Source organism: Piscicoccus intestinalis NBRC 104926, assembly GCF_001515525.1.
Taxonomy (GTDB): Bacteria; Actinomycetota; Actinomycetes; order Actinomycetales; family Dermatophilaceae; genus Kineosphaera; species Kineosphaera intestinalis.
Genome location: NZ_BCNQ01000150.1, coordinates 1 through 11027 on the forward strand (window position 1 = coordinate 1; position 11027 = coordinate 11027).

At 71.1% G+C, this 11027-nt stretch carries 10 protein-coding genes; 2 read left to right on the forward strand and 8 right to left on the reverse strand.

The window, feature by feature from the left end; all coding sequences use genetic code 11:
- Positions 1-2: 2 nt before the first annotated feature.
- Positions 3-836: an energy-coupling factor ABC transporter ATP-binding protein gene (locus PINTE_RS17860; RefSeq protein ID WP_084343765.1), complete on the forward strand. Its 834-nt coding sequence runs from the start codon at positions 3-5 to the stop codon at positions 834-836.
- A 298-nt stretch (positions 837-1134) separates the two neighbouring features.
- On the opposite strand, the gene PINTE_RS17865 is transcribed toward PINTE_RS17860, so the two are convergent.
- Positions 1135-2283 carry an FAD-dependent oxidoreductase gene (locus PINTE_RS17865; protein WP_068433472.1) on the reverse strand — a complete coding sequence of 383 codons (1149 nt, stop codon included), beginning with the start codon at positions 2281-2283 and terminating at the stop codon, positions 1135-1137.
- A 222-nt stretch (positions 2284-2505) separates the two neighbouring features.
- Here PINTE_RS17865 and PINTE_RS17870 point away from each other — a divergent pair, with 222 nt between their 5' ends.
- On the forward strand, positions 2506-2724 hold the full coding sequence (locus tag PINTE_RS17870; RefSeq protein WP_157087343.1) for a FitA-like ribbon-helix-helix domain-containing protein: 219 nt from the start codon (positions 2506-2508) through the stop codon (positions 2722-2724).
- A gap of 130 nt (positions 2725-2854) precedes the next feature.
- Here the strand turns inward: PINTE_RS17870 and PINTE_RS17875 are convergent, their stop codons facing one another.
- From PINTE_RS17875 to PINTE_RS17905, 7 genes are all read right to left on the reverse strand, one after another.
- Positions 2855-3685, reverse strand: a complete 831-nt coding sequence (locus PINTE_RS17875) for a slipin family protein (RefSeq protein WP_068433475.1) — start codon at positions 3683-3685, stop codon at positions 2855-2857.
- 30 nt (positions 3686-3715) lie between these two features.
- A complete protein-coding gene (locus PINTE_RS17880; RefSeq protein ID WP_174524028.1) occupies positions 3716-4486 on the reverse strand; it encodes a hypothetical protein in 771 nt (256 codons plus the stop codon).
- Between the two features lie 31 nt (positions 4487-4517).
- Positions 4518-6797, reverse strand: coding sequence for a nitric-oxide reductase large subunit (locus tag PINTE_RS17885; RefSeq protein WP_245643036.1), 2280 nt, complete (start codon positions 6795-6797; stop codon positions 4518-4520).
- A 459-nt stretch (positions 6798-7256) separates the two neighbouring features.
- On the reverse strand, positions 7257-8063 hold the full coding sequence (locus tag PINTE_RS17890) for an ABC transporter ATP-binding protein (RefSeq protein WP_068433483.1): 807 nt from the start codon (positions 8061-8063) through the stop codon (positions 7257-7259).
- Positions 8053-9060 carry an ABC transporter ATP-binding protein gene (locus tag PINTE_RS17895; RefSeq protein ID WP_245643037.1) on the reverse strand — a complete coding sequence of 336 codons (1008 nt, stop codon included), beginning with the start codon at positions 9058-9060 and terminating at the stop codon, positions 8053-8055. Before PINTE_RS17895 ends, PINTE_RS17890 begins: the two co-directional genes overlap by 11 nt.
- Entirely contained in the window at positions 9057-10004 is a 948-nt protein-coding gene (locus tag PINTE_RS17900; RefSeq protein WP_084343766.1) for an ABC transporter permease, read from the reverse strand. Before PINTE_RS17900 ends, PINTE_RS17895 begins: the two co-directional genes overlap by 4 nt.
- The coding region (locus PINTE_RS17905; RefSeq protein WP_068433487.1) for an ABC transporter permease at positions 10001-11027 on the reverse strand (1027 nt) is incomplete at its 5' end. The genes PINTE_RS17905 and PINTE_RS17900, both read right to left, overlap by 4 nt.

An 11027-nucleotide genomic window follows, 5' to 3' on the forward strand; every position in this document is an offset into this window, starting at 1 on the left:
CGGTGCGCGCGGCGGCGGCGACGCCGGGGCCGGGCTACCCGCCGGCCGAGACGCCGGAGCCCGGGCACCCGCCGGCGGTGCTGACCCGCCGGCTCGCCTACGCCTACCCCGACGGCCGCCAGGTGCTCTTCGGTCTCGACCTGCGCATCGAGCCCGGCGAGCGCGTCGCGCTGCTGGGGCCCAACGGGGCCGGCAAGACGACCCTGGCCCTGCACCTCAACGGCATCCTGCCCGGACCGGGCGACACCGCCTCCGGGAGCGTGGCGATCGACGGACTCGCGGTCGGGCCGGCTCACCTCGCCCAGGTGCGCCGCCGGGTGGGACTCGTGTTTCAAGACCCCGACGACCAGCTGTTCATGCCGACCGTCGCCCAGGACGTCGCGTTCGGGCCGGCCAACCTGGGCCTGCGCGGTGACGTGCTGCGCGCCCGTGTCGAGACGGCGTTGGCCCAGGTCGGGATGGCCGAGGTGGCGCAGCGGCCGCCGCACCACCTGTCTTTCGGGCAGCGCCGCCGGGTGGCGGTGGCGACGGTGCTCGCGATGCAGCCGAGCATCCTCGTGCTCGACGAGCCGAGCAGCAACCTCGACCCCGCCGGCCGGCGCGAGCTGGCCGACGTGCTCGAGGGTCTCGACGTCGCGATGCTCATGATCACGCACGACCTGCCGTACGCCCTGCAGCTGTGCGAGCGCAGCCTCGTGATGGACGACGGGCGGCTCGTCGCCGACGGCCCCACCCGCGAGGTGCTCGCCGACGCCGCGCTCATGGCCGCCCATCGCCTCGAGCTGCCGTACGGCTTCGACCCGCTGTCTGTGCCGGGGCGCGCGCGGCGCCGCTGATTCGTGCCGCCTGCGACGTCGGGCGGTCTTATAGGCCGGATGCCGGATCTCTCACCGCGAGACGGGACCGGTCTGGTGACGCCGAACCACCCCCGCGGAGGCGGTCCCGCGGCAGCCGACCGGTCCAGGGTGGTGGCACAGGCTCCCGTGCGAAACGCGGGTGAGGTGGTGGCGAGCTGTGCGGCGCGGACGGGTGGGCGAACTCGGGCGGCGGGGCGCGGACGGGTGGGCGAACTCGGAGGCGGGCGCGGACGGGTGGGCGAACTCGGGAGTCGAGTGCGGGTGGGTCGGGGCGCCCTCAGCCTGCGCGGGAGATCGCGGCGGCGGTGAAGCGATCGACCGGAACGCCGCCGGTGGCGACGTGGGCGGCGAGCTGCCCGACGAGCGGGGCGAACTTCGCGCCGTGTCCCGAGCACGGCGACACGAGGGTGATGCCGTCGGCGCTGTCCACGAGGAAATCGTCGGTGGGGGTGAAGGTGAACAGGCAGGTCGTGCTCGCATACGGCTCGGGCTCCAGCCCCGGCAGGTGCCGTCGCACGTACTCGACGAGTCGTGCCACGTTCGCCGTGTCGACGACTCCGTCCTGGTCGTACGCCGAGCCGAGCGGTCGGCCCGTGCCGAACTCGGCGATCTTCTGCCCCCGGTCGCCGGCGTCACGACCGCCCGGCAGGCAGTAGATGCGCAGGTCGTTGGTGTCGTGGATGAACGTCGGCCACGCGGCGCCAGGCTCGGCGAACGGTTCCGCGAACGGGAAGTGGACGGCGCTCTCCTGGGTCACCCGCAGCGCGGGCAGCGACGCCCGGAAACCCGCGGGCAGCGGCAACCGGTCGAGCAGGGCCGGCAGAAAGCCGCCGGCCGCGACGACGACGTGACCCGCCTCCAGCGTCTGCCCGCCGGGGCCGCGCAGCCGAAAGCCCGCCCGGCCACCCAACCGCTCTACGCCCTCGACCGGCCAGTGCGTGAGCACCCGCGCGCCGTGCCGCCGCGCCTGCTCCAGCATCGCCTCGACCGTGGGCTCGGCGTCGATGACCCCCGCCGCCGGGTGCCACAGCGCCTCGCCGTCGATGGCGAGCTGCGGCCAGCGCTGCCGCGCCTGCGCGGCCGTGAGCAGCTCGTGCTCGACCCCCGCGTCGGCCATGAGCCGGGCCAGCAGGGCGGGCTGCCGCCGCGCGCCGAAATCCAGGGAGCCGGTCGGGGTGATGAGCCGCGTGCCGCTGACCGCCTCCAGCTCGTCGTAGACCGCGCGCGCCCGCACGACGAGATCCATCCAGAACGGTTCGTCGTGGCCGTACCGGAAGATCCGGGCCGATCCGTGCGAGCTGCCGTCGGCAGCAGCGGGCGTCGTGCGTTCGACGACGCTCACCTCGTGACCCGAGCGGGCCAGGTGCCAGGCGGTCGCGGCGCCCGCCAGGCCGGCTCCGATGACGACATAGGTCGACGACTCCATGTGCCCAGCCTGCCAGTCCGCTGTGATCCGTGAAATGGCAAGGACTTTCAGCGGTTCGCATCACACACAATCCATGGCGAAAGCTAGCCTGGCCCAGGCCGTCGCGCGCCTGGGCGACGCGCCGCCCATTCATTCGGAAGTGACCACACCGCGGCCGCGAGCCCCGTATGGTCGAACTTCGAGCAAATGCGAAGGGAGCACATCGTCGTGCTTGAAGTTCGCGTGCGAGGACTCGCACCCGAGGTCGTGGCCGCCATCCGTGAGCGCGCCATCGAGAACGGCAACACCATGGAGGACGAGATCCGCCAGATCCTCACCGAGTCGATCACCGCGCCGGAGCCCGTCGGAGCCGGCGCCCGCGGTTCATACAGCAGCCATCACCAGCACCACGCCTGGGCGGCGTCGCGCGCCGTCAGCCGCGACCTGCGCGCCCGCCACTGACCCAACTCTTCGACACAAGCCAGGGGTGTCACGTGCGTGACACCCCTGGCTTGTCTCGGTACAACTCGCCCGCCGCGGCCGGTCACCGGCCGGGTCGAGCCGTTCCCGGTGCCGAACCCCGGCCCGCGGATCAGTGCCGCTCGGCCGCGGCGTTCGGGGCGCTGCTGCCGTTGAAGCCCGCCGACGCGGGGCTGTGCGCGCCGTTGACGCCGAGCTTGCCGAGCAGCGGCCCCACGATGTCCATCGGCAGCGGGAAGACGACCGTGGAGTTCTGGTCGGCGCCCAGCTCCAGGAGCGTCTGCAGGTAGCGCAGCTGCAGGGAGGCGGGGGAGCGGCTGAGCGTGTCGGCCGCCTGCCGCAGCTCCTCACTGGCCTGCAGTTCACCGCGCGCGTTGATGACCTTCGCGCGGCGCTCGCGCTCGGCCTCCGCCTCCCGGGCCATCGCGCGCTGCATCTGCTCGGGAATCTCGACGTCCTTGATCTCTACGAGGTTGACGTGCACACCCCACGGGTTGGTCAGCGTCTCGATGATCTCGCGCAGCGCCGCGTTGAGGTCGTCCCGGTGCGCGAGCAGGGTGTCGAGGTCGGCGCGGCCGAGCACCGAGCGCAGCGTCGTCTGCGCGATCTGACTCGTCGCCACCGCGTAGTTCTCGACCTCCATGATCGCCTCGGTGGGGCGGATGACGTTGAACAGCACGACCGCGTTGACGCGCGCGGGCACGTTGTCCTTGGTGATGACCTCCTGCGGCGGGATCGTCAGCGTGACGACGCGGGTGTCCACGCGCTGCAGGCGGTCGACCCCCGGGATCAGCAGGTGCAGGCCCGGCTCGTAGACCGGTCGCAGCTTGCCGAGCCGGAAGACGACGCCCCGCTCGTACTGCGGGATGACCTTGATCGACAGCCACGCCAGGATTCCGATGACGACGACGGCGGCCGAGACCGGCACGCTCCAGAAAGGCATACAGCTCGTCCTTCGTTGTGGGTTGGTGCGTCAGCCGCGCTGATCGAGGCGGTCGCTGCGGTAGCGGGGCGTCGGGAGGGCAACCCCGTTGCGGGTCCCGCCGGTGGCGCCGGCCCCGCCGGGGACGCCGCTCCCGCCGGTCCGCCCGGCACCGGCTCCGCGCCGGTGCCGGGCGAGGACCGCGTCGACGTTCTCGGTCGACAGGGTGGCTTTGCGGGTGCCGTCGGGGGCGATGACACCGGTGGTGTCCTCCTCCGGCGTCTCGAGCACGAGGTGCTCGGGAAAGCCGTCGGGGGTGTTCCACAGGTGCCGCGACAGCGGGATGCCGACGGCGAGCACGAGAGCCAGCGCCGCCAGCAGCAGGATGACGTCGGCGGTGTCCGTGGCCCCGAAGAGCAGCATCGCCAGCACCATCATCAGCGCGACCGCCGCGATCGCCACGCTGACGCCGCGGTGGAAGCGGCCCGCCTCGCTGTGCGGCCACGGGTCGACGTTGCGGGTCAGCTCCCGGGGCCCGGGGGTCGGGGAGCACTCCGCCTTCGCCGGGCAGCGACCGCAGATCGCGTGCTGCCCGGCGTAGCGGATGACTCGCTTCTCGGGATCGAACGAGGTCGGCCACAGCCACTGGTCCTCATGGCATTTCCAGGCGTCGGCGTCCTCGTGGTAGAGGAAGTTGCCGTGCCGCCAGGAGGCCGAGCGCAACGCGCTGCGCGCGCCGAGGCGGTCGAAGGCGACCGCCACGACGAGCAGGCAGGCGGCGTACACGCAGACGAGAACGACGCTGATGGACGGTGGGCTCATCAGATCCCTCTTTCGCAGCCGGTTGCGGGTGTCAGACCTTCGACTGGGTGCCCGGCTCGAGCTGGGTGTACAGCACGTCCGAAGGCAGTTCGTCGACGGTCTTGCCCTTGCGATAGTTCAGCAGACCCTGCAGCGCGATCCACAGGAACGGCAGGTTTCCACCGATCAGGAAGATCACGTCGCCGGGCAGCCGGCCCCACTCGAGCAGCACGTTGGTGTTGCTCGTGATGTAGGCCAGGTCGCGCGCCTCGAAGTAGCCGTTGCCGACCGACTGGTACAGCTGCAGCACGCCGAGCGGCAGGAGCGTGGCGAACACCATCCAGGCCAGGCCGATGTTCAGGCTCCAGAAGGAGATCTTCGCCAGCTTGTCGGACCACTTCTCGCGCGGCACGAGGTAGCGCAACGCGAACATCGACAGTCCGACACCGAGCATGCCGTAGACGCCCATCATCGCCGCGTGCGCGTGGTTGGCCGTCAGTGCCGTACCGATCTGGTAGTAGGACACGATCGGCAGGTTGATGAGGAAGCCGAACACACCGGCTCCGAGGAAGTTCCAGAAACCCACGGACACGAGGAACATGACCGCCCAGCGGTGCGGGAACGGAGCGCTGGACTTGTTGTCCTGGCGGGCGCCCAACTGCATGAACGCCCACGCCTCGACGGTCAGGAACGTCAGCGGAATGACCTCCGCGGCGCTGAAGAACGCACCGAGTGCCATGTGCTCCACCGGCGTGCCGGAGAAGTACAGGTGGTGCATCGTGCCGAGCACGCCACCGATCGAGTACAGGATGATGTCGAGGAAGATGATGCCGAGGGCGATCTTCTCGCGGACGACGCCGAGCAGCACGAAGATGTACGCCACCATGACGGTGGTGAACAGCTCGAGGAAGTCCTCCACCCACAGGTGCACGACCCAGAAGCGCCAGAATTCGGCCACCGTCAGGTGGGAGTCGGTGCGGGCCAGCAGGCCGACCGCGTAGAACGCGGGGATGGCCAGGGCGGCGAAGAAGAACAGCCACGGCATGTTGCCCTTGCTCTCGCCCTTGAGGCGCGAGCGGATGCCGCGGTAGACGATCGCGATCCAGATGAACATGCCGGCGGTCAGCAGCACCTGGAACACGCGCGGCAGGTCGAGGTACTCCCACTGCTGCGCGAACAGCGGGCCCTTGGCCCAGCTCACGCCGTGGATCGAGAGGGCCTCAGCGGCCAGCGAGCCGAAGACGACGAAGGCCACTGCGCCGAACAGGATGTAGACGAGCACGTGCTGGTTCTTCGGCTCACGCTTGCTGATGAACGGCGTGAGGAAGATGCCTGCGGCCAGGAAGCTCGCGGCGGTCCAGAACAGCGACAGCTGCACGTGCCAGGTGCGGGACAGGTTGAACGGCAAGAGGTTGACGATGAAGTCGAGCCCGAAGAAGCTCGAGATGTCGGCGCGATAGTGCTCCGCGAGGGCTCCGAGCATGGCCTGGGCGAGGAACAGCACCGCGATGACGATGAAGAACCACGCGGTCGCGCGTTGCGACCTCGTCAGGCCCACTTCGCCGGGTTGCCGGAACGAGATGCGGGGCGCCTCTTCGGAGTGCCACCCGATCTTGCGACTCCAGCGACCGTAGATGGCGAACAGGATGCCGGTGCCGCCCAGGAGCGCGATGAGCGATAGCGCGGACCACACGATGAGGTCGGCGGTGGGGTGGTTGTTGACCGCCGGCTCCGGTGGCCAGTTGTTCGTGTAGCTGTAGTCGTGCCCGGGGCGGGTGGCGGCGCTGGCCCAGGCCGTCCACGAGAAGAAGGCCGTGAGCTGCCGGATCTCGGTGGGGTCGGTGATGGCGTCGGCCTTGAGGCCGTTGGTCGCCGCCTGCGGACCGAAGAAGTCCGCGTAGTACTGGGTGAGCTGCTCGAACGCGGCGACCTGGTTGGGCGTGTACTGCAGCACGCCGGTGGCCGGGTCGTAGCGGTTCGTGCGGAACTCCTGCACGAGCGCGCCCTGCGGGTCCTGCGTGCCGGCGGCGCGCAGCCGCTCGTCGACGATCTGGGTCGAGCGGCGCAGGTAGTCGGCCGTGAAGTCGGGGCCGAGGTAGCCGCCGTGGCCGACGATCGAGCCGTACTGCATGAGGCCGCGAGCCTGGAACAGCTCCTGGCCTGCGGTGATGTCCTCCCCGCTGAAGACGGGCTGGCCGCCGTTCTCCGCGACGACGCGCTCCGGCATCGGCATGGAGGCGGTGTAGGTGCGGAAGGCCAGGATCCCCATGACGAAGAAGCCGAAGATCATGACCAGCGCAACCGCCTGGACCCAGCCCTTGCCGACCAGCATGTGGGCTCTGGGTGTGTCTGGCGATTGCTGTGTTTGCGTTGGTGAGGTCGCCATATGCGCCGCCTCTCGCCTGCTCTCGGGTGCTCGCTGTCGAACCGACTCGTCGCACGACAAATAAGCACGACAAACGCCGTGCCAAGTGGTGGCAACGTAGCACTGTCACCCAAGTTGGGCACAGGTGGCTACCAAACTTTCTTCATCCGCAACGAAGGTGTGATCTGCCACACCGGGCTGGCTCGGTTCAGCGTCCGCAGAGGCGGCGGGTTAGCGGCCCCCAACGTGGCGGCCGCGGGTGAGGCCAGGTGCGGGGGTCGGTGTGCTCGTGGGCGATTGGCGGCGAGGCCTGGTGTCGGCAGGCGGGCCCGCGGGACCCCTGCGCGCCGCCGCCGTGGCCGGGCCGGACGCACATGTGAGACCGGGCAGTGGACCGCTGTCGTCTGGAGACTGAGCCCGGCGCGGTCAGGCTCCGACGATCTCGGCGACGTCGGGGAGGTGCCCGAGCCCGTCGGCGACGGGGATGGCCGCCAGCAGGCGCTGCGTGTAGGCCTCCTGCGGATCGGACCAGATCTGCTCGGTGGGGCCCTGCTCGACGACCCGCCCGCCGTGCATCACGGCGACGCGGTCGGCGATGAGGCGCACCACCGCGAGGTCGTGGCTGATGAACAGCAGGGCCGCGCCGGCGTCCAGGGCGATGCGGCGCATGAGCAGCGCGATGCGGGCCTGGAGGGAGGCGTCGAGGGAGGCGATGGGCTCGTCGCCGATGAGCAACTCCGGACCAGCGGCCACCGCGCGCGCGATCGCGATGCGCTGCCGCTGGCCGCCGGAGAACTCGTGCGGGTAGCGCCGGGCCGCCGATTCGGGTAGGCCGACGTCGTCGAGCAGCGCGGCGACGCTCGGGGCGCCTTTGGGCCCGCCGGGATGGATCGCCCGCGCGTCGTCGATCTGCGCGCCGACCCGCCGCCGCGGGTTGAGCGAGGCGTACGGGTTCTGGAAGACCATCTGGATGCGCTGGAGACGCTCGGGGCGGCGGCGCAGCCCGAGCGGGCGCACAGGCTGCCCGTCGAACGTCACCGAACCGCCCGAGAGCGGCTCCAGGCCGCAGACGGCCTTCGCCAGCGTCGACTTGCCGCAGCCGGACTCGCCGACGAGCCCGACGACCTCGCCCGGCGCGATCGACAGGCTCACCGAGTCGACCGCGGTGAGGCTGACACCCGCCCGCTGACGGTAGGTGACGCTGGCGTCGGTGAGCACGAGATCACCGGCCATCGGGGCCTCCTTCGGTGTGGCTCGTCGGCGTCGACTCAGCTGGCGTCGACCCGGGTGGCGTCGACCCGGGTGGCGTCGACCCGGGTGGCGTCGACCCGGGTGGCGTCGACCCGGGTGGCGTCGACCCGGGTGGCGTCGACCCGGGTGGCGTCGATTCGGCCGGTGCCGGCTCCTGGTGCTCGGGCAGGGAGTCGATGAGCGAGCGCGTGTAGTCGTGTTGCGGGTGCCGGATGACGTCGTAGCGACTGCCGTGTTCGACGACGCGGCCGTGGCGCATGACGGCGATGTTGTCGGCCAGGGCGCTCATGACCCCGAGGTCGTGGGTGATGAGCACGATCCCGATGCCGAGGTCGTCGCACAGCCGCCGCAGCAGGCGCAGGATTCCGGCCTGCACGGTGACGTCGAGCGCCGTCGTCGGCTCGTCGGCGATGAGCAGCTCGGGCTCGCAGGCCAGCGCCGAGGCGATCGCGATGCGCTGCAGCTGCCCGCCGCTGAACTGGTGCGGGTAGCGCTGCAGCGCGCCCTCGGGGTCGGGCACCCGCACCTGGCGCAGCAACTCGAGCGCCCGCCGCGTCGCCTCCGCCCGGGAGACGCCGAGGTGATGACGCATGTGGTCGGTGAGCTGCGCCTTCACCGAGAGCATCGGATGCAAGGAGGCGGTCGGGTCCTGGAAGATCATCGCGATCCGGCTCCCACGCAGCCGGGCCAGCGACCGCGTGGAGGCCCCGACGAGCTCGGTGCCGCCGAAGCGGATGCTGCCCGCGACCCGCGCCTGGGTCGGCTGCAGGCCGAGCACGGCCATGCCGGTCATCGTCTTGCCGGAGCCGGATTCGCCGGCCAGCCCGGTGACCTGCCCCGGCGGGGCCTGCAGGTCGACGCCGTCGAGGATCGTCGTGCCCCCGATCGACAGTCGCAGGCCCTCGATGACGAGCCCGGCGTCGCGGCCCTGCGCGCCCGGTGAGGTGGGGGACGTGGTCTGGGTTCTCACGGTGCTCACAGTGCCCTCCCGCCGACGGCCTTCTGCGACCGCGGGTCGAGGGCGTCGCGCAGCGAGTCGCCGATGAGGTTGAAGGCGACGACGACGCTGAAGATCGCCAGACCCGAGTAGACCGCGATCCACCAGGCGCTGAACTGCTGCACGCCCTCGCTGACCATCGCGCCCCACTCGGGGGTCGGCGGCACCGTGCCCAGGCCGAGGAACGACAGGCCGGACAGCAGCAGGATCGCGCTGCCGAAGTCGAGCATCGCGAGCACGAGGATCGGCGCGAGGATGTTCGGCAGGATGTCGCGGGTCAGCGAGCGGAACACCCCGGTGCCGAGCAGCCGTGAGGCGACGACGTATTCGCGGTTGCGGGCGCCGAGCACGAGGGAGCGGGTGACGCGGGCGTACTGCGGCCAGCTGACGAGCAGCATCGCGAAGACCGCGTTCTGCAGGCCCGGCCCGAGGGCGGCCGTGATGACCATCGCGAGGATGATCGTCGGGAACGCGAACACGAGGTCGGCGATACGCATGATGGCCTCGTCGACGAACCGGCCGAAGTAGCCGGCGATCGCGCCGAGCGTGCTGCCCAACAGCATTGAGGCGACGACGAGCAGGATCGACAGCGGGAGCGTGACGCGGGCGCCGGCGATGATGCGCGAGAGCACGTCCCGGCCCAGGGTGTCGGTGCCGAGCAGGTGCTCCCCGCCGGGCGCCGCGAGTCGGTTGGCGCTCTGAGCCAGCGGATCGAACGGCTCGATCCAGCGCCCGAACAGCGCGACGAGCAGCCAGGCGAACACGATGACCCCGCCGACGACCGTCAGCGGCTGCCGCCACAAGGCCGGCCACTGCAGCAGCCGGCGCCGCGGCGGCGGGAACACGTCGTCCGGCGCGCCGGAGCCGCCAGGGCTTTCGGGGCTGCCAGGGCTGCCGGAGCTGCCGGGGCGGGTGGTCAGGCTCATCGGGCACGCACCCTCGGGTCGATGACGCCGTACAGGAGGTCGACGACGAAGTTGATGGCGATGTAGGTGACGCCGACGACGAGGCCGACGCCCATGACCGCCTGCAGATCGAGCGTGGTCGCGGCGTTGTAGGCGTACTGGCCCAGGCCGTTCCACGCGAAGACGGTCTCGGTGAGCACCGCGCCGGACAACAGCGAGCCGAACGTCAGGCCGACGACCGTGAGGATCGGCAGCAGCGCGCCGCGCAGCACGTAGCGCAGCGTGACGACCCGCCCCGGCAGCCCCTTGGCGCGGGCCGCGGTGACGTAGTCGTTGCCGAGGGCGTCGAGCACCGCCGTGCGGGAGAACCGGGTGAGCAGCCCGACCGTGTAGAGCATGAGCACGGAGGCGGGCAGCACCAGGTGCGCCAGCGCGTTGCGGAACACGACGAACTCCCCGGCGAGCAGCGCGTCGACCGTGTAGAGGCCGGTGACCCGCGGCGGCGGCATGAACTGCGCGTCGAGCCGGCCCGATCCGGGGGCCCATCCGAGCTGGTAGAAGAACACGTAGAACATGAGCAGCGCGAGCCAGAACGTGGGCGTCGAGATGCCGATGAGGCTGAACACCCGGATCGCTTGGTCGGCGATCGAGCGGTGCCGCATGGCCGCGACCATGCCGAGCCCGACGCCGAGCAGCACCGACAGCGTCAGCGCCGCGATCGCCAGCTCGGCCGTGGCCGGAAACGCGGAGGCCAGGTCGGTGGCCACCGGGTTGCGGGTCTGCGTGGATCGCCCCAGGTCGCCGTGCACGAGCCGGCCCAGGTACATGCCGTACTGCACGGGCAGGGGCTGGTCGAGGCCCCATTCCCGCTCGAACGCCGCGACCGCCGCCGGGTCGCTCGCCTGGCGCTCGCCGAGCGCCGCGGCCGCCGGGTTGGCCGGCACCAGCGCCGTGAGCACGAACGTCACCAGCGTGACGCCCCAGACGAGCAGCACGCTGACGAGCAGCCGGATGCCGATGTAGCGCGCGAGCGGGTGCCGCGCC

Excerpts from the sequence above, each read along its gene's own strand:
- PINTE_RS17865 (WP_068433472.1), bottom strand. The coding sequence starts at position 2,283 with ATGGAGTCGTCGACCTATGTCGTCATCGGAGCCGGCCTGGCGGGCGCC.
- PINTE_RS17875 (WP_068433475.1), bottom strand. The coding sequence starts at position 3,685 with ATGCCTTTCTGGAGCGTGCCGGTCTCGGCCGCCGTCGTCGTCATCGGA.
- PINTE_RS17880 (WP_174524028.1), bottom strand. The coding sequence starts at position 4,486 with ATGAGCCCACCGTCCATCAGCGTCGTTCTCGTCTGCGTGTACGCCGCC.
- PINTE_RS17885 (WP_245643036.1), bottom strand. The coding sequence starts at position 6,797 with ATGCTGGTCGGCAAGGGCTGGGTCCAGGCGGTTGCGCTGGTCATGATC.
- PINTE_RS17890 (WP_068433483.1), bottom strand. The coding sequence starts at position 8,063 with ATGGCCGGTGATCTCGTGCTCACCGACGCCAGCGTCACCTACCGTCAG.
- PINTE_RS17900 (WP_084343766.1), bottom strand. The coding sequence starts at position 10,004 with ATGAGCCTGACCACCCGCCCCGGCAGCTCCGGCAGCCCTGGCAGCCCC.